30 protein-coding genes and 1 other RNA gene are annotated in these 23,087 nt (G+C 65.7%); 14 read left to right on the top strand and 17 right to left on the bottom strand.

Translation table 11 applies throughout. The annotated features are described in order from the left end of the window. Together rpoH and QP165_RS04935 are read right to left on the bottom strand one after the other, a co-directional pair. A complete protein-coding gene (rpoH, locus tag QP165_RS04940) occupies positions 1 to 903 on the bottom strand; it encodes an RNA polymerase sigma factor RpoH (protein WP_056015692.1) in 903 nt (300 codons plus the stop codon). 51 nt (positions 904 to 954) lie between these two features. After that, positions 955 to 1,944, bottom strand: coding sequence for an RluA family pseudouridine synthase (locus QP165_RS04935; RefSeq protein WP_333994155.1), 990 nt, complete (start codon positions 1,942 to 1,944; stop codon positions 955 to 957). On the opposite strand from QP165_RS04935, the gene QP165_RS04930 reads away from it, so the two are divergent. The 10 genes from QP165_RS04930 (at position 1,943) to rnpB (ending at position 9,618) form a co-directional block, all read left to right on the top strand. Beyond that, a complete protein-coding gene (locus QP165_RS04930) occupies positions 1,943 to 2,311 on the top strand; it encodes a M67 family metallopeptidase (protein WP_333994154.1) in 369 nt (122 codons plus the stop codon). The genes QP165_RS04935 and QP165_RS04930 overlap by 2 nt on opposite strands. An 89-nt stretch (positions 2,312 to 2,400) precedes the next feature. Then, entirely contained in the window at positions 2,401 to 3,045 is a 645-nt protein-coding gene (locus QP165_RS04925; protein ID WP_333994151.1) for a histidine phosphotransferase family protein, read from the top strand. A 98-nt stretch (positions 3,046 to 3,143) separates the two neighbouring features. Next, positions 3,144 to 5,492, top strand: coding sequence for a chemotaxis protein CheA (locus QP165_RS04920; RefSeq protein WP_333994149.1), 2,349 nt, complete (start codon positions 3,144 to 3,146; stop codon positions 5,490 to 5,492). Continuing rightward, the gene (locus tag QP165_RS04915; RefSeq protein ID WP_333994147.1) at positions 5,492 to 5,878 is read left to right on the top strand and encodes a chemotaxis protein CheW; all 387 of its coding nucleotides are present in this window, start codon (positions 5,492 to 5,494) and stop codon (positions 5,876 to 5,878) included. The genes QP165_RS04920 and QP165_RS04915 overlap by 1 nt, the downstream gene beginning before the upstream one ends. Before the next feature lie 121 nt (positions 5,879 to 5,999). Next, a complete protein-coding gene (locus QP165_RS04910; RefSeq protein ID WP_056015683.1) occupies positions 6,000 to 6,365 on the top strand; it encodes a response regulator in 366 nt (121 codons plus the stop codon). Between the two features lie 16 nt (positions 6,366 to 6,381). Then, complete coding sequence (locus tag QP165_RS04905) at positions 6,382 to 7,032, top strand: response regulator (RefSeq protein WP_333994144.1); 651 nt, start codon at positions 6,382 to 6,384, stop codon at positions 7,030 to 7,032. Then, a complete protein-coding gene (locus QP165_RS04900) occupies positions 7,002 to 7,508 on the top strand; it encodes a CheB methylesterase domain-containing protein (RefSeq protein ID WP_333994142.1) in 507 nt (168 codons plus the stop codon). Before QP165_RS04905 ends, QP165_RS04900 begins: the two co-directional genes overlap by 31 nt. Then, a complete protein-coding gene (locus QP165_RS04895) occupies positions 7,508 to 8,386 on the top strand; it encodes a CheR family methyltransferase (protein WP_333994141.1) in 879 nt (292 codons plus the stop codon). Before QP165_RS04900 ends, QP165_RS04895 begins: the two co-directional genes overlap by 1 nt. A 198-nt stretch (positions 8,387 to 8,584) precedes the next feature. Further along, positions 8,585 to 9,217, top strand: a complete 633-nt coding sequence (locus QP165_RS04890; protein ID WP_443019355.1) for an N-acetylmuramoyl-L-alanine amidase — start codon at positions 8,585 to 8,587, stop codon at positions 9,215 to 9,217. A gap of 11 nt (positions 9,218 to 9,228) precedes the next feature. Then, an RNA gene (rnpB, locus tag QP165_RS04885) (RNase P RNA component class A) lies at positions 9,229 to 9,618 on the top strand. 72 nt (positions 9,619 to 9,690) lie between these two features. Here rnpB and QP165_RS04880 read toward each other — a convergent pair. Continuing rightward, positions 9,691 to 10,329, bottom strand: a complete 639-nt coding sequence (locus QP165_RS04880) for a carbonic anhydrase (protein ID WP_056015678.1) — start codon at positions 10,327 to 10,329, stop codon at positions 9,691 to 9,693. Continuing rightward, positions 10,326 to 11,906 (bottom strand): SulP family inorganic anion transporter, encoded by a 1,581-nt coding sequence (locus QP165_RS04875; protein WP_333994140.1) that lies wholly within the window; start codon positions 11,904 to 11,906, stop codon positions 10,326 to 10,328. The genes QP165_RS04880 and QP165_RS04875 overlap by 4 nt, the downstream gene beginning before the upstream one ends. A 216-nt stretch (positions 11,907 to 12,122) precedes the next feature. Here QP165_RS04875 and QP165_RS04870 point away from each other — a divergent pair, with 216 nt between their 5' ends. After that, on the top strand, positions 12,123 to 12,662 hold the full coding sequence (locus tag QP165_RS04870) for a J domain-containing protein (protein ID WP_056015673.1): 540 nt from the start codon (positions 12,123 to 12,125) through the stop codon (positions 12,660 to 12,662). After that, complete coding sequence (locus QP165_RS04865; protein ID WP_333994139.1) at positions 12,647 to 12,958, top strand: (2Fe-2S) ferredoxin domain-containing protein; 312 nt, start codon at positions 12,647 to 12,649, stop codon at positions 12,956 to 12,958. Before QP165_RS04870 ends, QP165_RS04865 begins: the two co-directional genes overlap by 16 nt. Positions 12,959 to 12,991: 33 nt before the next feature. On the opposite strand, the gene QP165_RS04860 is transcribed toward QP165_RS04865, so the two are convergent. The 9 genes from QP165_RS04860 to QP165_RS04820 form a co-directional block, all read right to left on the bottom strand. Further along, positions 12,992 to 13,399, bottom strand: a complete 408-nt coding sequence (locus tag QP165_RS04860; protein ID WP_056018636.1) for a SufE family protein — start codon at positions 13,397 to 13,399, stop codon at positions 12,992 to 12,994. Between the two features lie 110 nt (positions 13,400 to 13,509). Beyond that, on the bottom strand, positions 13,510 to 13,749 hold the full coding sequence (locus tag QP165_RS04855; protein WP_056015670.1) for a hypothetical protein: 240 nt from the start codon (positions 13,747 to 13,749) through the stop codon (positions 13,510 to 13,512). A 12-nt stretch (positions 13,750 to 13,761) separates the two neighbouring features. Next, entirely contained in the window at positions 13,762 to 14,001 is a 240-nt protein-coding gene (locus QP165_RS04850) for a hypothetical protein (protein WP_056015667.1), read from the bottom strand. A gap of 22 nt (positions 14,002 to 14,023) precedes the next feature. Further along, a complete protein-coding gene (locus QP165_RS04845) occupies positions 14,024 to 14,299 on the bottom strand; it encodes a hypothetical protein (RefSeq protein ID WP_056018633.1) in 276 nt (91 codons plus the stop codon). Between the two features lie 11 nt (positions 14,300 to 14,310). Then, entirely contained in the window at positions 14,311 to 14,607 is a 297-nt protein-coding gene (locus QP165_RS04840) for a hypothetical protein (protein WP_056015664.1), read from the bottom strand. Positions 14,608 to 14,636: 29 nt separating this feature from the next. Next, the gene (pspC, locus tag QP165_RS04835; RefSeq protein ID WP_056015661.1) at positions 14,637 to 15,020 is read right to left on the bottom strand and encodes an envelope stress response membrane protein PspC; all 384 of its coding nucleotides are present in this window, start codon (positions 15,018 to 15,020) and stop codon (positions 14,637 to 14,639) included. A gap of 1 nt (position 15,021) precedes the next feature. After that, positions 15,022 to 15,330: an envelope stress response membrane protein PspB gene (pspB, locus tag QP165_RS04830; protein WP_333994133.1), complete on the bottom strand. Its 309-nt coding sequence runs from the start codon at positions 15,328 to 15,330 to the stop codon at positions 15,022 to 15,024. A gap of 1 nt (position 15,331) precedes the next feature. Beyond that, a complete protein-coding gene (gene pspA, locus QP165_RS04825) occupies positions 15,332 to 15,997 on the bottom strand; it encodes a phage shock protein PspA (RefSeq protein WP_056015655.1) in 666 nt (221 codons plus the stop codon). A 52-nt stretch (positions 15,998 to 16,049) separates the two neighbouring features. Beyond that, positions 16,050 to 16,187: a hypothetical protein gene (locus QP165_RS04820; protein ID WP_333994131.1), complete on the bottom strand. Its 138-nt coding sequence runs from the start codon at positions 16,185 to 16,187 to the stop codon at positions 16,050 to 16,052. A gap of 171 nt (positions 16,188 to 16,358) precedes the next feature. On the opposite strand from QP165_RS04820, the gene pspF reads away from it, so the two are divergent. Next, positions 16,359 to 17,417, top strand: a complete 1,059-nt coding sequence (gene pspF / locus QP165_RS04815) for a phage shock protein operon transcriptional activator (RefSeq protein WP_056015652.1) — start codon at positions 16,359 to 16,361, stop codon at positions 17,415 to 17,417. Positions 17,418 to 17,554: 137 nt separating this feature from the next. Then, positions 17,555 to 18,169: a superoxide dismutase gene (locus tag QP165_RS04810; protein ID WP_333994129.1), complete on the top strand. Its 615-nt coding sequence runs from the start codon at positions 17,555 to 17,557 to the stop codon at positions 18,167 to 18,169. Positions 18,170 to 18,275: 106 nt separating this feature from the next. Here QP165_RS04810 and QP165_RS04805 read toward each other — a convergent pair whose 3' ends face one another. The 4 genes from QP165_RS04805 to QP165_RS04790 all read right to left on the bottom strand — a co-directional run bounded on the left by QP165_RS04805 (position 18,276) and on the right by QP165_RS04790 (position 22,932). Then, positions 18,276 to 18,854 carry a septation protein A gene (locus QP165_RS04805; protein WP_056015647.1) on the bottom strand — a complete coding sequence of 193 codons (579 nt, stop codon included), beginning with the start codon at positions 18,852 to 18,854 and terminating at the stop codon, positions 18,276 to 18,278. A 158-nt stretch (positions 18,855 to 19,012) separates the two neighbouring features. Continuing rightward, positions 19,013 to 19,948 (bottom strand): signal recognition particle-docking protein FtsY, encoded by a 936-nt coding sequence (ftsY, locus tag QP165_RS04800; RefSeq protein ID WP_333994127.1) that lies wholly within the window; start codon positions 19,946 to 19,948, stop codon positions 19,013 to 19,015. Then, positions 19,945 to 21,216, bottom strand: coding sequence for a tRNA (N(6)-L-threonylcarbamoyladenosine(37)-C(2))-methylthiotransferase MtaB (mtaB, locus tag QP165_RS04795; RefSeq protein WP_333994125.1), 1,272 nt, complete (start codon positions 21,214 to 21,216; stop codon positions 19,945 to 19,947). The genes ftsY and mtaB overlap by 4 nt, the downstream gene beginning before the upstream one ends. A gap of 90 nt (positions 21,217 to 21,306) precedes the next feature. Beyond that, positions 21,307 to 22,932: a putative bifunctional diguanylate cyclase/phosphodiesterase gene (locus QP165_RS04790; protein ID WP_333994123.1), complete on the bottom strand. Its 1,626-nt coding sequence runs from the start codon at positions 22,930 to 22,932 to the stop codon at positions 21,307 to 21,309. Positions 22,933 to 23,087: the final 155 nt, after the last annotated feature.

Raw genomic sequence — 23,087 nt, 5'->3', positions numbered from 1 at the left:
TCACGCTGCCAGAAGGCGCTTTTCACCGGCGATACGCATCATCGCCTTTTGCAGTTTTTCGAAGGCACGGACTTCGATCTGGCGGACACGCTCGCGCGATACGCCGTACACCTGCGACAGCTCCTCGAGCGTCTTCGGATCGTCGGTGAGGCGGCGTTCGGTCAGGATATGCTGCTCGCGGTCGTTGAGGTCGTCCATCGCGGAGACCAGCATCGAGTGACGGACATCCGCTTCCTGCGCGTCGGCGACGATCTTGTCCTGCAGCGGTGCATCGTCCTGCAGCCAATCCTGCCACTGGCCGTCGCCGTCCTCGCGCATCGGCACGTTGAGCGAGGTATCGCCCCCCATCGCCATGCGGCGGTTCATGCTGACGACGTCGGTTTCCGCGACACCCAGATCGGTCGCGATCTTGGTGACGTGCTCGGGACGCAGATCACCGTCCTCGAATGCATCGAGGCGGCTCTTCATCCGGCGCAGGTTGAAGAACAGCTTCTTCTGAGCGGCGGTGGTGCCCATCTTCACGAGCGACCAGCTGCGCAGGATATATTCCTGGATCGACGCGCGGATCCACCACATCGCATAGGTCGCGAGGCGGAAGCCGCGCTCCGGCTCGAACTTCTTCACGCCCTGCATCAGGCCGATATTGCCTTCGGAGATCAGCTCCGACGTCGGCAGGCCGTAGCCGCGATACCCCATCGCGATCTTCGCAACGAGACGCAGATGCGAGGTAACCAGCTGCGCTGCAGCATCGGTATCGCCATGCTCCTGGAAGCGCTTGGCGAGCATATATTCCTGCTCGGGCTGCAGGATCGGGAATTTCTTGATCTCGGCGAGATAGCGATTGAGCCCCGCTTCGCTGCCGAGCGCGGGAATGGTCGCTGGAACGTTGGAGCGGGCTGCCATTTTCGTCTTCCCTTTCTACGAGCCTATACCGCACTGCGGCAGGCCCACTATCTATACGTGAAGCTGACTGAACAGTTCCTGCATGTCTGCAGGCATCCTGCTTTCAAACGCCAAAGCGGTATTATTCACCGGATGGATGAACCCGAGATAGGCCGCGTGCAAGGCCTGGCGCCGGAAACCGAGCGTTTCGATCACTGTCTTGTGAGTGGACTTTACCTTAGCGTAAACAGGGTCGCCGAGCAAGGCATGGCCGATCGATGCCATATGGACGCGGACCTGGTGCGTGCGTCCGGTCTCCAGCCTGCATTCGACGAGCGCGGCATCGCGCAGCGGCTGCAGCGTCGTGAAGTGAGTCACCGCGCGCTTGCCGCCCTGGACGATCGCGATCTTCTTGCGGTTCTGCGGGCTGCGCGCGAGCGGTGCGTCGATCGTCCCCGCGGCGGGCCGCGGGGTCCCGCAGACGATCGCACGATAGCGTCGATCGATGCTGTGGTCGTGGAACTGTCGTGCCAGGCCCTCATGCGCGCGGTCGGTCTTCGCCGCGACCATCAGCCCCGAGGTATCCTTGTCGATACGGTGGACGATACCCGGCCGCGCGACGCCGCCGATCCCCGACAGGTTGCCCGCACAGTGATGCAGCAGCGCGTTGACGAGCGTACCGTCGAAATTGCCAGCCGCGGGGTGGACGACCAGCCCCGCCTGCTTGTCGATCACGATGAGATCGTCGTCCTCATAGGCGATGACCAGCGGGATCGCCTGCGCCTCATTGTGAAGCGGCGTGGGGGCGGGGACGGCGATCGCGAAGAGCTGACCGGCGGCGGTTTTCTTCGATGTCTCGCGCCACGGCTGCCCGTCATGCGATACCGCACCCGCGGCGATCAGCGTCTTGAGCCGCTCGCGGGACAGCGTCGGGACCGCATCGGCGAGCGCGCGGTCAAGCCGCCAGCCATGAGCCGTGTCCGCGATGCGCGCTTCAATCGTGGAAACCCCCGGTCCATGCGATAGCGATGTGGCGATGAGCGTAACGATTTCAAGCAGCATGCTGCAGCAATTGCTTCGTCATGCCGGCGCGTCACCCGATGCGGAGGTCTGTGGACTGCTGTTCGGCGCACGCGACAGGATCGACGCGGTCGAGCCATGCGCAAACGTCGCCGCAGATCCGGCGCGCACGTTCGAGATCGCCCCGAAGGCGCTGATCGCGGCGCACCGGCGGTCACGTGCGGGCGGTCCGGCAGTCGTGGGTCACTATCATTCGCATCCCTCGGGCTTGGCGGTCCCCTCCGCCCGCGATGCCGCGCAGGCGATGGGGGACGGCGCGATCTGGGTCATTATAGGCGGTGGATCGGCGCGTGCGTGGCGGTCGGACGAGGTGGGTTTTTTCGTCGAGGTCGATATCGTCATGAACTGACCCGGACATGCGCGGTGTCGACCGGGTTATCGGCCTTGCCAGCTTCGGCCATGCGCGCCAGAACAGCGTGATATCACGAGAGGATTTCGATGACTGTCAGCCCGGTCGACTTTGCCAGCCTGCTGTGTTCGCGACTGTGCCACGACCTGTTGTCGCCGATCGGGGCGTTGAACAACGGGCTCGAGCTGCTGGCGGACGAAACCGATCCCGCGATGCGTGCGCGGTGCATGGAATTGCTTGCGGACAGCGCACGGGTATCGGCGAGCAAGCTGAAATTCTTTCGGCTGGCCTTCGGGGCCGCGGGCGGGTTTGGCGAAGAGGTCGCCACGCGCGAGGCGCGTGCGGCGATCGAGGGGCTGATCGGCGAGAACAAGCGGATCGAGCTGGACTGGGTCGTCGAGGTGCCGACGATGCCGAAGGCGGCGATCAAGGTCCTGCTCAACCTCGTGCTGATCGCAAGCGAGTCGCTGGTGCGCGGTGGGCGCATGGAGATTGGCGGCGAGGACAATGCGGGGCATCTCGAGATCGTGGTCAAGGTCGAGGGCGCGCGGCTCGTGCTCGACCCGGAGATCCGCCGCACGCTGATCGAAGGGCAGGGGAGCGACGAGGTCACGCCGCGCGCCGCCGCCGCCTATATGGTGCATGCGCTCGTTACCGAATCGGGGGGCAGCATGCAGGTGTTCGAGCCCGACGAAGGCGTCATGATCTTCGGCGCGGTGTTCAACGCCCGCTAGGTAAGGGGCGTGCGGTCCGGCGCCGGAGCGGCACGAAGCTAACGGCGCCTTAACCCCTGTACGGCATGACGGTCCCGACAACGCGTTTCGGGGCCCGCATGGACGATCTGCTACAAGACTTCATTGCAGAGACGCGCGAGACGCTCGAGGCGCTTTCGGGCGAGATCGTCGCGTGGGAAGCCGCGCCCGACGACCGCGCGAGGCTCGATGCGATCTTCCGGTTCGTGCATACCGTCAAGGGAAGCTGCGGCTTCCTCGACCTGCCGCGGCTGGGACGGCTCAGCCATGCGGCGGAAGACGTCCTCATGGCGGTCCGCGAGGGCAAGCGCGTTCCCGATACCGCGCTGGTCGACGCGGTGCTGGCGATCGTCGATCGGATCGGCGACCTCGTCGAGGCCATCGACGGCGGGATGGCGCTCGACGATTCGAGCGAGGACCTGCTGATTGCCGCGCTGGCGCCCGACGCCGCCCCCGCGATGCATTCCGCGCATGTCGCCGTCCGCACCGCGAGCCGCAGCGTGCGGCTCAACGTCGATCTGCTCGACCGGATGATGAGCGGCATGTCGGACATGGTGCTCGCGCGCAACGAACTGGCACGCCGCCTGCGCGATACCGAGGGGGACCCGCATGTCGAGGCGGCACTCGAGCGGCTGTCGCTGACGGTCGCGGACATGCGCGACACGGTGACGCGGACGCGCATGCAGAAGATCGAGGCACTCTTCTCGGCGTTGCCACGCATGGTCCGCGACACGGCGGCCGAGCTCGGCAAGACGGTCAGCCTGACGATCGAGGGATCGGACGTCGAACTCGACCGCGAGATGATCGAGCTGATCCGCGATCCGCTCGCGCACATCATCCGCAACTCGGTCGATCACGGGATCGAAACGCCGGCGGATCGGCTGGCGGCGGGCAAGCCGGCCAGCGGGCGGCTGCTGGTGTCTGCACGGCAGGCGGGGAACCAGATCCTCGTCGAGATCGAAGACGACGGGCGCGGTATCGACGTCGAGCGCATCGTCGCAAAGGCGCGCGAACACAGGTTGCGGACCGATGCGCAGATCGCCGCGATGGACGATGCGGCAAGGCTCGACCTGATCTTCGAGGCCGGATTGTCGAGCCGTGACGCGGTCACCGCGATATCGGGTCGCGGGGTCGGCATGGACGTGGTGCGCGCGAACATCGAGCAGACCGGCGGCCGGATCGCGCTGACCAACCAGCCGGGCAAGGGGCTGCGGATCGTGATCCACGTTCCCCTGACGCTGTCGATCCTGTCGACGATCATCGTCGGCGTCGGCACGCAGCGGTTCGCGCTGGCGCGCCAGTCGATCGAGGAGATCGTCAAGGTACGCGGCGACCAGGTGCGGATCGATGCGATCGGCGATGCGGTCGCCGTATCGGTGCGTGGCCGTCGGATGCCGCTGGTGTCGCTCGGCGCGCTGTTCGGGCTCGGCATCGGCGACCCGTCAACGCTGGTGATCGTGTCGACGCGCGAAGGCGATTATGCGCTGGGCGTCGACGGCGTGCTCGATACCGAGGAACTCGTGGTCAAGCCCGCGTCGCCGCAGGTCATGGCGACCGGAGTCTATGCGGGGCAGACGCTGCCCGACAGTGGGCTGCCGATGCTGCTGCTCGACGGGGCAGGGATCGCGGCGGCGGCCGGATTGCGGTTCGCGCCCATCACGATCGCCGATACGGTCGATGCGGAGGATGTCGCGCCGGGGATTGCGGCGCTGCTGTTCGAGGATCTCGACGGCCATCGCCGGGTCCTCGCGCTTGCCGTCATCGACCGGGTCGAGCCGGTTCCGACCGCGTCGATCTGCTGGAGCGCGGGTGCGATGCGGCTGGCGGTCGGCGAGGCGATCATTCCGCTGCATATGGTCGGCGATCTGGCCGACCGGACCGAGGTCGCGGTCCTGCGGCTGACCGACGGTGATAGCGAGATGGCCTATGCGATTGCCGAGGCGATCGAGATCGTGACGCTGCCGGCCCACATCGCGCCGGCGCGCGGGACCGGGCCGATCGCGGGTGTCGTGATGATTGCGGGCGAACAGGTCGAGGTCGTCGACCCCTATGCGCTGTTCGCGAGCGAGCCCGTGCGACACGCGTCGCGGCCGGTATGCCTGCTGCACAGCGACGGCAGCGGATGGATGGAAACCTTCCTCACCCCCGCGCTCGAGGCTTCGGGGTATCGCTGCGTGACGAGGCTCGGCGTCGACGAGACGGCGGCGATCGTGCTGGCGATGGACGATGCATCGATCGAGCCGCGCGTCGCGCCGGTCGTCACGCTGCGGCGCAATCGTACCGGTGCGGGCGCCGACGACGGCAGCATCTATCGCTATGACCGGCCCGCGCTGATCGAGGAGATCGCACGGCGGATGATGGCGGACCCGGTGGTGCCGCCGGTGCGCATGACATGGCCAACCACGACCGCGATCGGGGGACGGGGCTGATGGAACTGTTTCTGATCGCGCATATCGCGGGGCGCGGCGTGGCGATCCCCGCCGACCAGGTCGCATCGGTCGTCGATATCGGCGACGTTGTCGCGGTCCCGCTTGCCGAGCCGTCGGTGCGCGGGCTCGCCGCCTTGCGCAGCCGGGTGGTGACGGTGATCGACACCGGCACGGCGCTCGGTCTCGCGCCGACGCCCGACGCGGCACGACGCGCGGTCATCACGCAGGTCGATGGCCATCATTACGCGATCCTGGTCGATCTCGCTCGAGGACGTCGCGCCGTTCGAACGCCTGCCATTGTCGTCCGGGCTCGCGCTCAACCATGGCTGGGCAAGTGCCGCGACCGGGCTCGTCGAACGGGATGGCGAGCCGTTGCTGGTGCTTGACCTCGCGACGATCCTGCCGGTGTCCGCGCTGCAATCCGCCGCCTGACGACCCGGCCCTTAACCCTGTCCTTACGCTTTGCCGGCTAAGACTGGCGTCACGATCACCCCTGGAAGGCTTTCCATGAAGACCTGTCTTGTCGTCGATGATTCTAAGGTGATCCGCAAGGTCGCACGCCATATCCTCGAGACGCTCAACTTTACCGTCAGCGAGGCCTGTGACGGTCGCGAGGCGCTCGAAGCGTGCATGGCGTCCGTGCCCGACGTGATTCTGCTCGACTGGAACATGCCCGTGATGAGCGGGATGGATTTCCTGCGTGCGCTGCGGCTGAGCGACCTGAGCCATCGGCCGAAGGTCGTGTTCTGCACGACGGAGAACGGCATGGCGTATATCCGCGCTGCAATCGAGGCGGGCGCCGACGAATATGTGATGAAGCCCTTCGATCGCGATACGCTCGAATCCAAACTGCAAATCGTCGGCATGGCCTGATCGGGGAGGCGACGCCGTGGCCGTTTCGCTGCCCTTCACGCCCGTGCTCAAGGCGCCGGTGAACCGGGCGTCGCGAGTCCTGATCGTCGATGACTCGGTCGTGGCCCGCGCAGTGATGGCGCGGCTGGTCGACGCGAGCGAACAGTTTTCCGTGGTCGGCGCAGTCGCCAATGCCGCGGCCGCGCTGCAGTTCCTCAGCGGCGCGAGCGTGGATTTCATCCTGCTCGATATCGAGATGCCCGGCGTCGACGGTCTTACCGCTTTGCCCGACCTGATCGAGGCGGGCGCCGGGGCCAAGGTCGTGATCGTCTCGTCGTCCGCGACCGAGGGCGGCGTCGCCGCGGTCCAGGCGCTCGCGCTGGGCGCGGCCGAAACGCTGGTCAAGCCCGGCGCGACGGGGATGTCGGGACGGTTCGCCAGCGCGCTTGTCGAGACGCTCGAACGCTTGTCCGAAACGATCGCCGACACGCCCCCGCCGCTGTCGATGCGACCGACGAGCCGGTCGGGCATCAGCCCCCGCCTGGCGACGAGCACCAATGAGCCCACCGAGCGCCCCGGATCGTCGGACGATTATGACATCGTCGCGATCGGTGCGTCGACGGGGGGATCCACGCGCTCAGCGCACTGCTGCGCGCCTTGCCGGTATCGTTCCGTCTGCCGATCCTGATCACACAGCATCTGCCCGCATCGTTCATGCCCTATTTTGCGGCGCAGCTGGCGGTGTTGTCGGGGCGGCCATGCGACGTGGCGACGGATCGCCTGCGCATCCGTCCCGGCCGATTGATCGTCGCCCCCGGCGACGCACATCTGCGATGCGTCACGCTGCCCGGCAGCGGCGCGGCGATCCGGCTGCTGCACGAGCCGGTTGCGAATGGATGCCTGCCTTCGGTGGATCCGATGCTGCGATCGGTCGCAGAGGTGTTTGGCTCGCGCGCGCTCGCGATCATGCTGAGCGGCATGGGTCGCGATGGGGCGGAGGGGGCGCAGCACGTTCGCGATGCGGGCGGGTGTATCCTCGCGCAGGACCAGGCGAGCTCGGTGGTCTGGGGTATGCCGGGTGCCGTGGTCGCCGCGGGACTCGCCGACGCCGTCCTTGCGCCCGATGCGATCGGCCGCCTCGTCGCGATGCGGCGTCGGCCATGATGTCCGGACCACCCGCCAGCCGATCCGAGGCAAGCCCGGTGTCGCAGATTGCGACCAACGTCCTCACCGCGCTGCTTGAAGCGCGTACCGGCCAGCAGATCTCGGCCTATCGCTCGTGGCGGCTCGACACCGCGCTGAAGCCGTTGCTGCGCGATCGCAAGCTCGACACGCTCGACCAGCTCGTCACGCAACTGCTCGAGGGCAGCGACCGGGTCATCGGCGACCGGATCGTCGATGCGCTGCTCAACCAGGAGACCTCGTTCTACCGCGATGCGCTGGTGTTCGAATCGCTCGTCGAGGCGATCGCCGACGCGGAGGCGAAGGGGCGCGCGGTCCGTATCTGGAGTGCGGGCTGCGCGACGGGTCAGGAGCCGCTGTCGCTGGCGATGCTGTTCGCCGAGCGTCACGAGCAGACCGGCGCGCCGATACCCGAGATCGTCGCGACGGATGTTTCCGCAGCGGCGATCGCGCGCGCGCGCGCCGGCCGGTTCACGCAGTTCGAGATCCAGCGCGGCCTGCCGATCCGGCGGATGATGCGGTGGTTCGACGGCGATGGCAGCGACTGGGTCGCCAAGCCGGAGCTGGTCAAGATGGTGACGTTCCGGCGCCTCAACCTCGTCGCCGATCCGGCGCCGTCGGGGCAGTTCGATGTCGTGCTGTGCCGCAACGTCCTGTTGTACCTTGCGGCCGATACGAAACGATGCGTGTTCGCGACGATCGCGCGGGCTTTGCGTCCGGGCGGGCTGCTCGTCATGGGGGCGGGCGAGACGGTGATCGGCCAGACCTCCGCGTTCGAGCCGAGCAAGCGCTTTCGCGGATTTTACGAGACGCCGCCCTCCGGGTCGACCACGCTGACCGCCGGTCGCGCCGCCGCCTGATCGGACCAGTGCCAGCGTCACGGCGCGCGCATCCGGTGGTGGCGGATGGCTTTTCCGCTATTACGCCGGCGATCGGTTGACGCTATTGCCGACGCAAGCGGGCTGCATGCTGCCCGCTTGCCATGGCTGGAGGAAGCTCGCTTGACGATCATCGAGACGCCGTCACCGAATTTCGACGACCGCACGCTGCCTATCAGCATGATCGTGCTGCACTATACCGGAATGCAGGACGGCCCGTCGGCGATCGCCCGGTTGCGCGATCCCGACGCCAAGGTCTCGTCGCATTATCTGATCGACGAGGACGGCACCGTGTTGCGGATGGTGGCCGAGGACAAGCGCGCCTGGCATGCGGGACGCTCGCACTGGCGCGACATCGACGACGTGAATTCGGCGAGCATCGGCATCGAGATCGTCAATCCCGGGCATGAATTCGGCTATCGCCCGTTTCCCGCCGAACAGATCGCCGCATTGCTTCCGCTCGTCGCGGCGATCAAGGACCGGCACGAGATCACACGCGGCAACATCGTCGGCCATTCGGACATCGCGCCAACGCGCAAGCGTGACCCCGGTGAGCTGTTCCCGTGGCATGAACTCGCGCGCCGCCGCCTCGCCTTGCCGCGGCCGACGAAGAACCTGATGGATCCGGGTTGGACCGAGGCGGGCTTCTGCCTGGCGCTCGAGCGCTTCGGCTATGATGTCGAAAACCGGATGGCGGCGATCATGGCGTTCCAGCGGCGTTTTCGACCCGAGCTGGTCGATGGCGAGATCGATGCCGAGTGTCGGTGCATCCTGCTCGCTTTGCTGCTTCCCAAACCGATGGGTGACGATTAGGGATCGTCGCGCCAGAGGGTCGGGCGGCCGCGGGGGTGTTGTAATGGCATCCGCGAGGAAAGTCCGGGCTCCGCGAAACGACGGTGCCGGGTAACGCCCGGCGGGGGCGACCCCAGGGACAGTGCCACAGAGAGCAGACGGCCAACCCTCGGCGCAAGCCGGGGCGGTCAGAGTGAAAGGGTGCGGTAAGAGCGCACCGCGCGCCTGGTAACAGGGGCGGCACGGCAAACCCCACCGGGAGCAAGATCGAATAGGGGTGGCGCATGGGCTTCGTTTCAGCTCGTCACCCGGGTTGATTGCTTGAGGCGACGGGCAACCGTCGTCCTAGAGGAATGGTCGCCTAACTTCCGTATCGAAGGATCGGGAATGGACAGAACCCGGCTTACAGACCCTCTGGCACCGTTTCCCGCATCGCCCCGGCCAGCGGCGTGGGGCAGGGCCGCCGTCGCCCGGTCGGAGCGACGGCGGCGCCGTTAGACGAGGACCTTGGCCGGACGGCCGATCTCGTCGAGCACCGTGTCCGACGCGATCTCCATCAGCGGTTTGATATGGCCGTCGCGCATGTCGTAGACCCATCCGTGCAGTGCGAGTTCCTGGCCGCTGGCGAACGCGTCCTGCACCGTCTTGGTCCGCGCGAGGCGAACCAGCTGGTCGCGCACGTTGACCTCGACGAAACGGTTCACCTTGGCCTCCGCGTCGGGCTGCGCGTCGATTTCGTCGCGGTGGTCATCGAGCACCTGACGCGCGGTATCGAGCCACTCGTTGACCGGGCCTTCCGTCCCGCCGTGAAACGCGCCCTTGATGCCGCCACAGCCGTGATGGCCGCAGACGATCACGTGCTTCACCTTCAGAACGTCGACCGCATATTGCAGCACTGACATCAGGTTCAGGTCGTGTTCGTTCACGAGATTGGCGATGTTGCGGTGGATGAACATGCCGCCCGGCTGGGTCATCGTCATCTGTTCGGGGCTGACGCGACTGTCTGAACAGCCGATCCAGAGAAACTCGGGCCGCTGGCCGAGCGTCTGCCGGCTGAAGAATTCGGGGTTCTCGTCCGTGAGCTCGGCGACCCATGCCTTGTTGGCGAGCAGGAGCTGTTTGTAGCGTCTCATGTGTAAAGAACCTCGCTCGATGGCGCGTTGATCAGCGCGGCGCGCTTGCCGGCGATGTCCCCGCGCAGGCTGACCGTGATGCCGCGATAGACCGCGCCTTTGATGAACGCGTTGATGATGTCGATATTGTCGAGATCGACATAGCTGGTCGAGGACAGGTCAATCAGCACCTGCGTGTTGTCGGGTACGCGGTCGAGCGACTTCTGCAGTTCATATTTGTGGATGAAGTACAGGTTGCGGCGCGCGCGGACGAGGCAGTCGTCGCCATCGCAGGCGAAGGTGATGGCGGTACGAAAGTTCCGCGCGATCACGAACACGAAGCCGACGACGATCCCGATGATGATGCCCTCGAGCAGGTCGGTGAACAGGATCGCGACGACGGTGACGACGAACGGAATGAACTGGGTCCACCCCTGCTTGTAGCGCTCGATGAAGAGCTTCGGCTTGGTCAGCTTGTAGCCCGTCGCGATCAGCACAGCAGCCAGCGCCGACAACGGGATGAGGTTCAGCACGGCGGGGATCAACGCCACGCTGATCAGCAGCCAGAAGCCATGGAGCATCGTCGACAGCTTGCTCTCGGCCTTCGCGTCGACATTGGCCGACGAGCGGACGATCACCGATGTGACGGGAAGCCCGCCGATCATGCCGGAGATGATGTTGCCGCCGCCCTGCGCCAGCAATTCCCAGTTCTTGTCGGTCGAGCGCCGCCGCGGGTCGATCTCGTCGACGGCCTTGACGCTCAGCAGCGACTCGAGGCTGGCGACGATCGCGAGCGTGATCGCGGTGGTCCAGACGATTCCGAGGCCGATCCCGGAGAAGTCGGGGAGCGTGAAGAGCGACGGAAATTCGGAAAGCCGCTGCGTGATGGGCACCTGCACGAGATGCGTGGCCTGCAATTGCCACTCAGGCTTGAGTGCGCCGAGGAGCACGTTGCCGATCACGCCGATCAGCACGACGACGAGCGGGCCCGGGACGAACCGGAGCGGCCCGGTCTTGGGCTTCGCGCCGTCCCACCAGAACAGGAAGGCGAGGCTGATGCCGGCGATCAGGATCGCGCCGGGGGTGGTGCTCGCCGACAGGCTGTCGAGAATGCGCGTGAAGGTGTTCGCGCCGTTGGCGGTGCTGAATTCGAAGATCCCCTCCGCCTCGCGGTCAAAGCCGACGGCATGCGGGATCTGCTTGAGGATGAGGATCAGGCCGATCGCCGCCAGCATGCCGGTGATGACCGACGAGGGGACGAATTCGCTGAGGATCCCGGCGCGGGTCAGCGAGAAGGCGAGTTGGAGCACGCCGGCGAGCACGACCGCGAGCAGGAACATCTGATAGCTCGGCATGCTCTCGATCGCGGCGAGCACGATCACCGTCAGGCCCGCCGCAGGGCCGCTGACCGAAAGCGGCGATTTCGAGAAGAGGCCGACGGCGATACCGCCGACGATCCCCGAGATGAGCCCTGCGAACAAGGGTGCGCCTGACGCAAGCGCAACGCCGAGGCACAGCGGCAATGCGACGAGCGCGACGACGATCGACGCCGGAAGATCTGTCCGCCAGGTCGTTAGCTTCGGGATGAGTGACGTCACCGGTGTTCCAGTCGCTATGGTGTCGGCCGGGATGCGACCGGAGTGGACGCTTCATCCCATGCCAGATGACAAAATGTTCATCTTGATACGCGATGAAGGTACGCCAACTCAAGCGGCAAGTGGCCGGACGGTATGTGATGCACGGTATGTGATGCAGGGCAAGTTTGCGGACGGGCGCGGTTGCGTTGTCGGCGCAGACGCCTATCTCGGGCCGCTATGGCGCGAAGCACGACACGTACGTCCGACTGGGGTTTTCCGCGGTGGCGGGGCTATGGCTCGAGCAGCGAGGCGACGACGGTGCGGCTGTGCGACCGGCATGGTTGCAACGAGCCCGGCAATTGTCCCGCGCCGAAATCGCCGAACAGCCCCGATCGCTGGTATTTCTGCATGGAGCATGCAGGCGAGTATAATCGCGGGTGGAATTATTTCGAGGGCTTGAGCGCGGAGGAAGCCGCCGAGCGCGAGGCGGCGGAAACGCGAACGGCGGACGGATATGCCGACCCCAAACATTATGCTTGGGCAGGATCGGGTGACGGCAGCCGGTCGCGTGACGAGATGCGCGCGCTGGAAGTGCTGCAGCTCGAGCCCGATGCGACGTTCGAGGACGTCCGCGCGGCGTGGCGGCGGATGGCGAAGGCCAACCATCCCGATGTTCGTCCCGGCGACAAGGATGCCGCCACGCGGTTCCAGGGGGTGCAGGCGGCGTACGAGGTGCTGCGCGCGGCCGAGGATGCACGGACGTGGAAGCCGGTGTGATCCGCGTGCTCGCGAGCCGCTGGCAGGGCAGCGTGCTCGTGTGCGGCAAATGTTCGAAGAAGCTCGGCGGCGGGTTTGGCGACAGGCGCCGGACGTCGCTTGCCAAGCTGTTGCGGACCGCATTCGGGGTTAAGAAGGGGCGCAAGGCCGATCGCGGCGTCGTCGAGGTCAAGTGCCTGGGGGTCTGCCCCAAAAACGCCGTCGTGATGATCGACGGCGCGCGGCCGGGGCACTGGATGCTGGTGCCGGCCGGGACCGAACCGCGCGAAGTCGTGGCGATGCTTGCGCAGGACTGAAGCCGACGATCTGCCGCCGGCCGAGGCATTGCACTAGGCGGCGTAACGCTCGGCCGTCTCGCGGATCAGCGCGATCATGTTCGGGATGCCCTGCGTCCGGTTCGAGCTGAGCTGCTTGCTCAGGTCGAACGGTGCAAGCGCGTCGCCGATGTCGGTCGCGACGATCGTCGCCGGGGCCTGATCCTGGACGGTCTGGAGGACCAGCGCGATGATCCCCTTGGTAATCGCCGCGTTCGAGTCCGCAAGGAAGTGGAGGCGACCATCGTCGGTCTTGGTCGGGTATACCCACACGGAGGCCGAACATCCGCGAACCAGGGTCGCATCGGTCTTCAGCGCGTCCGGCATGGGTTCGAGATCGCGCCCGAGATCGATCAGCAGACGGTAGCGATCGTCGGGTTCGAGGAAGTCATATTCCTCATGGATAGCGGAAAGGTCGGGCATTGCGCTGCGGTACCCCGGCGTCATGTCGGCCGCAACCATCGTAACCTCGCGTCTGACGCAATCGCCCGGTTGGCCGATCGGGCAGCCGCCGAGGCGCGACGGGGTGAGTCCTACAGATCCACCCCGGCGGCGATCGCCTCGAGCTTCTTGATACGCTCTTTCAGGTCGGCGATCTCGATCCGCGCGCCGGTCGATACCGCGACGGGCATTCCGGTGTCGTGCGCGTGGTCGAGTTCCATCCGCCGGAGCGAAAGCCAACCCCGCCAGCCGGCAAGCCCCGCCGCGACGATCATCGCAAGTCCCGCGAGGCTCGTCAGGGCCAGCGTGATGTAGATGTTAGGTTCGGTCATGTCCGCCTCCTCCTAGCGGTCGCGAAGCCGCTCGATCTCCCGATCGAGGTCGACGCTCTTGTGATTGTCGGTGATCACGCGCTCCAGCACCTGGATGCGTTGTTTCATCTGGCTGACTTCCTCGCGCAGCCGCAGCGTGTCGGCGGTGTCCGCCGGGTTGATCAGCGAGCCCTGCGCCCGGTATTTCGCCCTGAGGACTTTCGAAACCGCCACGATCAGGACGATGCAGACGACCATCGTAAAGGGATTCATCGGATTTCTCCTGGATACGCGTCTAGTTGAGGGGCCGCTCGTCGCGGAGCAGATCGATTTCGCTGGATAGGGCGATGCCGCGATCGGTCACGATCCGTTCGAGCACCCGGACGCGCTGTTCGAGGCGTTCGGTGTGGGCGGCATATTGCGCCGCCTTTTCCGCGGTCTGCGCCGTCAGCGCGGTCGACATCGTTTCCTTGTGCTTCAACCAGCGCTTGAACATCTCGCTGCCGATCCCGAGCGTGACCGGCAGGCCGACGCAGATGATCGCGAGCATGAAGATCGTGAACCCGTTCATCTTCGTACCCTTCAACGGTTGCGGAGTGCTTCGATTTCGCGGGCGGTACGCTCCGCGGGATCGGTGGCGATGCGTTCGAGGACGGCGATCCGTTCCTCGAGCCGCGAGACCTGGCCGGTCAGCCGCTCGTTCTCGGTGCTGAGCAGCTGTACCTTGCGCTCGCCATCGGGATCGCCACGGTGCGTCTTGCCGCTCCATTCGTCTTCCAGCGCATAGCCATGCTTTGCCCGGATCCAGTTGTTGATCACCCATCCCACCGTCGAGATCGCGATGATCGCGATGACGAAGCCCGGTCCACCCCAACTCATTGTTCGTCTCCCTCAACCCCGCCCGCGTCTCAGCGCAGGCTGTCGATCTCTGCTGCGAGGCTGTTGCTCGAGCGGCTGGTATAGTGCGTCTCGATGTCGGCGAGGCGGCGGTCGATGTCGCGGAACTTGCTGCGGACCTCGGCGGTCGAGCGCTTCGGATTGGATCGCACGCCCTGCCAGAACTTCGCGTCGTCCGGCGTCTCGTACAGCCCGTACGGCTTGGCCTCGCCCATCCATGCGACCAGCCAATAGGCGATCAGCGTCCAGGGGAACCCGCCGGCGAACGTCAGCAGGACCATCGCGACACGGACCCAGAGGACATCGACCCCTGTATAGTCGGCGATCCCGGCGCAGACGCCCTTGTACTTGGCATTCTGCTTGTCGAGGTAGAACTTGGTGCGGCTGGCGGACATTTCAGTTCCTCCGGTTGAACGATTGATTGAGGTCGCGCTTCATCTCGTCGCGGTCGATCTGATAGGGCGAATGGGTCTGGCTCGTGATCCCGGGCTTCCAGTCGGGGTTGTCGGCGGCAATGATCCGTTCGACGGTCATCACCCGGTCCTCGAGGCGGCGGGCGAGCATCTGCAGCTCGTCGAGCAGCCGCTCGTCCTCTTCGGTGATCCGCGGCGCCTGCTTCCACTTGGTGATATAGTGGAGGATCACCCACGGCAGACCGATGAAGATCGAGACGACGGGGACGCCGACGGACATGAAGTCTTCCATCTCAGTCTTCCTTCTTCAGGCGCGCCTTGAGCGCGGCGAGCTGGGCGTCGACCTTGTCGTTGCTGCGCAGTTCGGCGATCTCCTCTTCCAGCGTCTTGACCACCCCGAGCCCCATCGCATCCGCGCGGCCCTCGGCCTCGTCGACGCGGCGATCGAGGATGTCGAAGCGGCTGAAGGCCTCGTGCGTCTTCGGGCCGTTATACATCTCGCGGAGCCGCGTCCGGTTGTTCGCGCTCTCCAGTCGGGTCTGCACCGCGTTCTGCTTGGTGCGGGCTTCGCGCAGCTTGGTCTGCAGCTTGGCGATGTCCTCTTCCGACGCGCGCAGCGCATCGTCCAAAACGACGATCTCCGCCTTCAGCTGATCGGCCATGTCGAACGCCTTCTGACGCTCGACCAGCGCGGCCTTGGCAAGGTCTTCGCGATCCTTGCTGAGCGCGAGTTCGGCCTTCTCGGTCCAGTTGTCCTGAAGCTGCTCGAGCTTCGAGATATGACGCCGCATTTCCTTCTGGTCGGCGATCGTCCGCGCCGCGGAGGCGCGCACCTCGACCAGCGTTTCCTCCATCTCGAGGATGATCATGCGGATCATCTTCGACGGGTCTTCGGCCTTCTCGATGAGATCGGCGAAGTTGGCAGCGACGATGTCGCGAGTGCGGGAAAAAATGCCCATGTAAATCCTACTCCAGGGATCGGCCCGAGGCTCTGGTCGAGCCGTCGCGCACTTATGCCACGATTGCGGTGCGTGCCGCGACCGCGTTCGCTTGATGCGCCGGTGCGACTGCGCCCAGCACGCAGGTCGCGCTGAAGACGATGGTGCAGAGTGCGGCGGCAACGGTGCGGATGATGTCGGTCTTGAACATGATGGAACTCCCTAATGGTGCGATGTTCCGCCTGTGTGCGGATTGTCTCAAGCTTTGCATCAGTCGTGCCAGTTTTGAAAAAGGCCTAGAAACCGTTACTTAGCGATTTCCTTCAGATCGATATCGATCAGGTGCTTGCGAAGAGTTGGTAAATCGCGCCACATCTTCGTTATGGAGCGAACAACGCAGGTCATCGGGGAATCGAGCACCTTCATGGGGGCGCTGGAACGCGCATCGCGTGCGGCTGCACTCGACCGTCCCGTGCTGGTCATCGGCGAGCGGGGAACGGGCAAGGAACTGGTTGCAGAGCGACTGCACCGCCTGTCGCCGCGCTGGGATCAACCGCTGGTGATCATGAACTGCGCGGCACTGCCCGAGTCGCTGATCGAAGCCGAGTTGTTCGGGCACGAGGCGGGCGCGTTCACGGGCGCGACCAAGGCGCGCGTCGGGCGGTTCGAAGAAGCCGATGGCGGTACGCTGTTCCTCGACGAGTTGGGGACGTTGTCGATGGCGGCGCAGGACCGGCTGCTGCGCGCGGTCGAATATGGCGAGATCACGCGGATCGGATCGTCGCGGCCACGGCGTGTCGACGTACGGATCGTTGCCGCGACCAACGAGCATCTGCCCGACAAGGTCGATCGCCATGAGTTTCGCGCGGATCTTCTCGATCGGTTGTCGTTCGAAGTGGTGACACTGCCGCCCTTGCGCGCGCGGAGCGGCGACGTGGTGGTGCTTGCCGAGCATTTCGGGCGGCGGATGGCGTCCGAACTCGGGCGTGATCGGTGGGAAGGGTTCGGGCCTGCCGCGATGGACGCGCTGGTCGCGTATCGTTGGCCGGGCAATGTCCGCGAACTGCGCAATGTCGTCGAGCGCGCGGTCTATCGGTGGGAGCAAGCGGGTCCGATCGACGAGATCGAGATCGACCCGTTCCAGTCGCCGCATCGCCCCGGTGCGGGGCAGGCGCCTCGGCCTCAGGCCATCGTCCCGGCCGCACCGCCCGCCCGCCAGCCCGACGTGCCGGCGATCGACGAGGATGATCCCGTCGTCGCATGTGAAGAAGGTCCTTCCGATTTCAAGTCGCGCGTCTCGCGGTTCGAGCGCGATCTCCTCGCCAAGGCATTGTCCGAACATCGCTTCAACCAGCGGGCGACGGCGGAAGCGCTCGGGCTGTCCTATGACCAGTTGCGTCATGCGTTGAAGCGCCACGACCTGCTGAACGCCGGCGGCTGACCCGCAACCATCTTGTGATGCCTGGACCGTCGCTATCGCCGCGGAGGGTGGTCGGGACGCTTGCGGAACGACTTTGCGCGGACCATTTGGGGCGGGCGGGCGTTTAACGTCCAACCCATTCACCAAGGAGACTTCCGATGGCTTTCGAATTACCGCCGCTGCCTTACGCCTATGACGCGCTCGAGCCGGTGATCGATCAGGAGACGATGAAGTTTCACCACGACAAGCATCATGCGGCCTATACCGCGAAGCTGAATGAAGGTGTCGAGAAGGACTCGGCGCTGGCGGGCAAGTCGATCGAGGACATTCTCGGGATGATCTCGTCGCAACCACCGCTCGTCCGCAACAATGGCGGCGGCTTCTGGAACCACGACTTCTTCTGGAAGACGATGGCGCCCAAGGCTGGCCAGGCCCCGTCGGGCAAGCTGGCAGAGGCGATCGATCGCGATTTCGGCGGCCTCGACAAGCTCAAGGACGAGTTCAACACCAAGGGCGCGGGCCAATTCGGGTCGGGCTGGGCATGGCTGATCGCCGACGCCAGCGGCAAGCTGAAGGTGACGAGCACGCCGAACCAGGACAACCCGCTGATGGACGACGCCAAGGAGCCGGGTACGCCGCTTCTGGGTAACGACGTGTGGGAGCACGCCTATTACCTGACGTACAAGAACGACCGTCCGGGCTATCTGAAGGCGTGGTGGGACATCGTGAACTGGGACGTGGTCGGCGAGCGCTACGCGAAGGTCGCGGGCTGAACTGACGCTTGAACCGTCACCCCGGCGAAAGCCGGGGTATCCCCGTGGCAGTCGTGACGTCTGACACGGGGAGATTGCAGCGTTGCTGCGATGACGGGTTTTTGCGTTACCCTTCGGGCGGCAGGTCAGTGACGGCCTTGTCGCCCGTTTGCAGTCCATGCTTCAACAGCATCGGAATATTGGCGAACGCGAAGATCAGCGTCAGCGGGATCGCGCCCCAAAGTTTGAAGCCGACCCAGAAATCCCATGTGCTGTTGCGCCAGACCGCCTCGTTGAGCACCGCCATGAACACGAAGAACACCGCCCAGTTACGCGTAAGCTTGCGCCAGCCGTCCGCGGACAGCCCCGGATACGCCGTGCCCAGCAGCGACTGGAGCAGCGGGCGGCCGGTGACGAGCCCGAACGTCAGGATTGCGGCGAACATCGCGTAGATGATCGTCGGCTTCATCTGGATGAAGCGCTGGTCGTGAAAATAGATCGTCAGTCCGCCGAACACGACGATCAGCGCGCCCGACATCCACAGCATCGGCGAGATGTGCCCCGACTTCACCTTGGAGACGATCATCGCGACGATCGTGGCGATGATGAACGCGGTCGTCGCGGCGACGACGCGCGCGATCGGTGCGCCCGGGGTGAGCGAGTTCACCGCAAAGAAGATCGCGAGCGGGCCATAGTCGATCGCCATGCGAAGACCGGGGGGCAGGGGGATTTGGTCACTGTGTCTTCCAAGAAAATGCGTAAAATCCGGTTCGCCCCGACCATAGTCGAACGACATTGCCACGAGCTGGCCGGTCGTTCGACGTCGCGCAGGACGAACGGAGGGCAGCCCCTCCGGACGGCGCGTTACTTCCGAACGCTCTCCACGCCCGCGATGATCCGGCTGACCTCGTTCGCATCGAACGGCCGGAGGTCGGTCATCCCCTCGCCAATGCCGATCGCGTGGATGGGGAGGCCGTATTTCTCGGCCGCCGCGACGAGCACGCCGCCACGCGCGGTGCCGTCGAGCTTGGTCATCACGAGCCCGGTCACGCCCGCCACCTCCTTGAACACCTCGATCTGCTGGAGCGCGTTCTGGCCGGTCGTCGCATCGAGCACGAGCACGATGTCGTGCGGGCTCTCGGGGTTGATGCGGCCGAGCACGCGGCGGATCTTGGCCAGCTCGTCCATCAGCTCGCGCTTGTTCTGGAGACGGCCTGCGGTGTCGACGATCAGCACGTCGATCCCCGTCTCGGTCGCTTTCTTGACTGCGTCCCACACCACGCCCGCCGCGTCGCCGCCCTCAGGACCGGTCACGATCGGCACGCCGACGCGCTCGGCCCAGGTGCGAAGCTGCCCGATCGCGGCGGCGCGGAACGTGTCGCCTGCCGCCAGCATCACGCCGTAATCCTGCTCCATCAACAGATGCGCGAGCTTGGCGATCGTGGTGGTCTTGCCCGAGCCGTTGACGCCGATGACAAGGATGACCTGCGGGCGTGGAAACGCGTCGATCTCGATCGGCTTGGCGACGGTCGCGAGGACCTTCTCGACCTCTTCCGCGACGATGACGCGGATGCCAAGTTCTTCCATGTTTCGCTCGAAGCTGCCTTCGGACAGCCGGTGACGGATCCGGCCCGCGGTTTCGGGGCCGAGATCGGAGGCGATCAGCGCCTCCTCGATATTGTCGAGCGTCGCGTCGTCGAGGCGTGCGCCGCCAAGGCCGGCGAGATTGCCGACGAGCCGGTCGGACGTGCGCTTGAAGCCGCCGAGCAGCTTGTCGTGCCAGGTGGGGGTGGTGCTCATGTGTTGTCCCGTGTTGCGCTCAGGCGGTCGCCCGTTGCGCCGGTGATTCTGACGCGGACGATTTCGCCCGGTATCGCGGTTTCGTCCAGCACGACTTCGGCAAAGTTAGCGATATGGCCGCGATCGCCGGGTCGCTCGACAAGCAGGTCCTGCGTGGTGCCGACCAGTCCGCGTAACCACTCTCCCCGTGCAGCCTCACCCGCCTCGCGCAACAGCGTCGCGCGGCGGCGGCGGATGCCGGGCTCGACCTGGGGCATGCGTGCAGCGGGCGTGCCGGCGCGGGGCGAATAGGGGAAGATGTGCGGGTGGACGATCATGCAATCGTCGATCAGCGCGAGCGTGTTCGCGAACATCGCGTCGTCCTCGGTCGGGAAGCCCGCGATCAGATCGGCACCGATCGCGATATCCGGACGGGCCGCCTTGAGTCGCTGGACCAGATCGACGCTTTCGGCGCGCGAATGGCGGCGCTTCATGCGCTTGAGGATCATGTCATCCCCGGCCTGCAGCGACAGATGGACGTGCGGCATGATCCGCGCGTCACCCGTCAGCACGGCAAACAGCCGGTCGTCGATCTCGATCCCGTCGAGCGACGACAGCCGCAGCCGCCGCAATGCGGGTACGTGCGTGAGGATCCGCTCGACGAGGTGACCGAGCGTGGGGGCGCCCGGCAGGTCGGGGCCGTAGCTGGTGAGGTCGACGCCCGTCAGGACGATCTCGCTGTGCCCGGCGTCGACGAGGCCCGCGATGCGATCGACGACCGCACCGGCGGGGACCGAACGGCTCGGACCGCGACCAAAGGGGATCGCGCAGAAGGTGCACCGGTGGTCGCATCCGTTCTGGACCTCGACGAACGCGCGGGCATGGGCGGAAAAGCTCGCGGCGAGATGCGGTGCGGTCTCGCGAACCGTCATGACGTCGGAGACCAGGACCGCAGCCTCGCTCTGCCAGGCAGACGGCAACAGCTTGTCCGCATTACCGATGACCCGATCGACCTCGGACATTGCGGCGAAGCTGGCGGGATCGATCTGCGCTGCGCAGCCGGTGACGACGATCTGCGCCGATGGACGGTCGCGGCGGGCGCGCCGGATCGCGACGCGGGTCGCCTTCACCGCGGCGTTGGTGACCGCGCAGCTGTTGACGACGACCATGTCCCGCCCCGCGACAAGTGCGCGGATCGTTTCGCTTTCGGCGATATTGAGGCGGCAACCCAGACTGACGACGTCGGGACCGGCCTCTGGCGCAGCCTGAGGCAGGGGGGCGGATGGCATGGGTGCGATCTATAAGCGACGTTGCGCGAAGTCCACGCAATCTCTTTCGCGCGGGTGGACCGTGCAGGCGCGGGCCTGTCGGCCGGTCGGTCAGCTTGCGAGGCGGGGAGACAGATCGCGCAGTGCCGGGAATTCGCTGTCGGGCTGGTGCGCAAGGAGGCGCTTCTCGGCGAGCATCCGGCGGACCTGCGCGGCGTTGAGGGGGCGGCCGTAGAGATAGCCCTGACCCTTGGCGCATCCGATCGCGCAGAGGCGTTCCTCGACCGCGGCGTCCTCGATTCCTTCCGCGGTGGTCGGCAGGTTGAGGCTGTCGCCGAGCCGCGCGATCGTGTTGACGATCGCCATGCTCTCGGGGTTTTCGAGGATCGAGGCGACGAAGCTCTTGTCGATCTTGATCCGGTCGAACGGCAGCGCGCGCAGATGCGCGAGACTCGAATAGCCTGTCCCGAAATCATCGAGCGCGAGGCGGATGCCCTGGTTCTTCAGGCTTCCGACGATCGATTGCGCGAGCGGCAGATTGTCGAACAGCGCGCTCTCGGTGATCTCGATTTCCAGCCGGCTTGCGGGGAAGCCCGTCTCGACGAGGGTCTTGATGATCTTCTGTGCGAGCCATGCATCGCGAAGCTGAAGCGGCGAGATGTTGACCGACAATGTCAGCGCCGCATCCCAATCGCGCGCCGCGGTGAATGCCTGCCGCATGATCGACAGCGAGAGGTCGCCGATCGCGCCGATCTCTTCGGCGATCGGGATGAAGACGTCGGGGGTGATCGTGCCGCGGGTAGGGTGTTCCCACCGCGCAAGCACCTCGAACCCCGTGACACGCCCCGTTGCGAGATCGACCTGCTGTTCGAAGCAGGGGATGATCTGCTGCGCCGGGATCGCATGGCGCAGGCCCGTCTCGAGTTCGCCGCGAAGCTGGAGCGTGCGCTCCATTGACGGACTGAACCACGCATGGCGGTTGCGGCCGTTCGTCCGCGCGGCGTGCAGCGCGATGTCCGCCGTGCGGAGCAGCGCGTCGATCGAGGCGCAATCCGCATCCGAGCGCGCCACGCCGATCGAGGCGCTGGTATGGATTTCGATCCCGTTGGCGCGAAACGGCGTGGCCAGACCGGCGACGAGGCGTTCGGCGATCCGGTCGGCGACTTCCTGATGCGAGGGGTCGAAGATGAAGGCGCAGGCAAATTCATCCGCGCCGAGTCGCGCGAGCAGGCTCGACCCCGGAACGATCGCGGCGATCGTCTCTGCGACATGGATGAGCAGCAGGTCACCGATCGCATAGCCGTGCAGATCGTTGACGCCCTTGAAGAGGTCGATGTCGATCATCAGCATCGCGACCGCCTTGCCGCGGCGACGCGCGCTCCCGAACAAGGTCGCGCCGTCTTCCGACAGACTGCGCCGGTTGAGGAAGCCCGTGAGCGGATCGCGCTGCGCGAGGATTCGATCGCGCATCCCCGCATCGGCGACTTCGTTCAATTCGACGGACAAGGCACGATAGCGCAGGACCCCGAAGAGAATGAGCGCGACGTTCAGCAGCATCGCGACGATCAGCCGGTGGTCGATTCCCGTCCCGTCACCCGTGATATGCGCGATCGCGTCGAGCAGAACCGCGCCGCCGGTACCGACCAGCAACAACGCAGCCGCGCCCGTCACGGCACCCGTGACGAACTCACGGCTGATGTTGCGGGGCAGGCGGGGAGCCGCCGGCGATGCTGTCATGCGATGACGGGCCTTTGCGCTTATGATCTACATCACATCTGCGCGCGAAATGTGTAGGACCCGTTAAGAGCCGGTTTAGCCGCGGTGCGGGCGTCGTGCGCAACGGCCCAAAAGGCGCCATCTTGCATCCAGCGGCGCGGTCGCGTATCGGGCGT

The organism is Sphingomonas sp. 22R3R2A-7, assembly GCF_036856055.1.
Classification (GTDB): domain Bacteria; phylum Pseudomonadota; class Alphaproteobacteria; order Sphingomonadales; family Sphingomonadaceae; genus Sphingomonas.
Note: the sequence above shows the minus strand (reverse complement) of the source record. Positions and strands in the feature narration are given on the sequence as shown.

Coding starts and splice junctions, on each gene's coding strand:
- rpoH (WP_056015692.1), bottom strand. CDS start 903: ATGGCAGCCCGCTCCAACGTTCCAGCGACCATTCCCGCGCTCGGCAGC.
- QP165_RS04930 (WP_333994154.1), top strand. CDS start 1,943: ATGCTGCAGCAATTGCTTCGTCATGCCGGCGCGTCACCCGATGCGGAG.
- QP165_RS04935 (WP_333994155.1), bottom strand. CDS start 1,944: ATGCTGCTTGAAATCGTTACGCTCATCGCCACATCGCTATCGCATGGA.
- QP165_RS04925 (WP_333994151.1), top strand. CDS start 2,401: ATGACTGTCAGCCCGGTCGACTTTGCCAGCCTGCTGTGTTCGCGACTG.
- QP165_RS04920 (WP_333994149.1), top strand. CDS start 3,144: ATGGACGATCTGCTACAAGACTTCATTGCAGAGACGCGCGAGACGCTC.
- QP165_RS04915 (WP_333994147.1), top strand. CDS start 5,492: ATGGAACTGTTTCTGATCGCGCATATCGCGGGGCGCGGCGTGGCGATC.
- QP165_RS04910 (WP_056015683.1), top strand. CDS start 6,000: ATGAAGACCTGTCTTGTCGTCGATGATTCTAAGGTGATCCGCAAGGTC.
- QP165_RS04895 (WP_333994141.1), top strand. CDS start 7,508: ATGTCCGGACCACCCGCCAGCCGATCCGAGGCAAGCCCGGTGTCGCAG.
- QP165_RS04890 (WP_443019355.1), top strand. CDS start 8,585: ATGATCGTGCTGCACTATACCGGAATGCAGGACGGCCCGTCGGCGATC.
- QP165_RS04880 (WP_056015678.1), bottom strand. CDS start 10,329: ATGAGACGCTACAAACAGCTCCTGCTCGCCAACAAGGCATGGGTCGCC.
- QP165_RS04870 (WP_056015673.1), top strand. CDS start 12,123: ATGGCGCGAAGCACGACACGTACGTCCGACTGGGGTTTTCCGCGGTGG.
- QP165_RS04860 (WP_056018636.1), bottom strand. CDS start 13,399: ATGCCCGACCTTTCCGCTATCCATGAGGAATATGACTTCCTCGAACCC.
- QP165_RS04855 (WP_056015670.1), bottom strand. CDS start 13,749: ATGACCGAACCTAACATCTACATCACGCTGGCCCTGACGAGCCTCGCG.
- QP165_RS04850 (WP_056015667.1), bottom strand. CDS start 14,001: ATGAATCCCTTTACGATGGTCGTCTGCATCGTCCTGATCGTGGCGGTT.
- QP165_RS04845 (WP_056018633.1), bottom strand. CDS start 14,299: ATGAACGGGTTCACGATCTTCATGCTCGCGATCATCTGCGTCGGCCTG.
- QP165_RS04840 (WP_056015664.1), bottom strand. CDS start 14,607: ATGAGTTGGGGTGGACCGGGCTTCGTCATCGCGATCATCGCGATCTCG.
- pspC (WP_056015661.1), bottom strand. CDS start 15,020: ATGTCCGCCAGCCGCACCAAGTTCTACCTCGACAAGCAGAATGCCAAG.
- pspB (WP_333994133.1), bottom strand. CDS start 15,330: ATGGAAGACTTCATGTCCGTCGGCGTCCCCGTCGTCTCGATCTTCATC.
- pspA (WP_056015655.1), bottom strand. CDS start 15,997: ATGGGCATTTTTTCCCGCACTCGCGACATCGTCGCTGCCAACTTCGCC.
- QP165_RS04820 (WP_333994131.1), bottom strand. CDS start 16,187: ATGTTCAAGACCGACATCATCCGCACCGTTGCCGCCGCACTCTGCACC.
- pspF (WP_056015652.1), top strand. CDS start 16,359: ATGGAGCGAACAACGCAGGTCATCGGGGAATCGAGCACCTTCATGGGG.
- QP165_RS04810 (WP_333994129.1), top strand. CDS start 17,555: ATGGCTTTCGAATTACCGCCGCTGCCTTACGCCTATGACGCGCTCGAG.
- QP165_RS04805 (WP_056015647.1), bottom strand. CDS start 18,854: ATGGCGATCGACTATGGCCCGCTCGCGATCTTCTTTGCGGTGAACTCG.
- ftsY (WP_333994127.1), bottom strand. CDS start 19,948: ATGAGCACCACCCCCACCTGGCACGACAAGCTGCTCGGCGGCTTCAAG.
- mtaB (WP_333994125.1), bottom strand. CDS start 21,216: ATGCCATCCGCCCCCCTGCCTCAGGCTGCGCCAGAGGCCGGTCCCGAC.
- QP165_RS04790 (WP_333994123.1), bottom strand. CDS start 22,932: ATGACAGCATCGCCGGCGGCTCCCCGCCTGCCCCGCAACATCAGCCGT.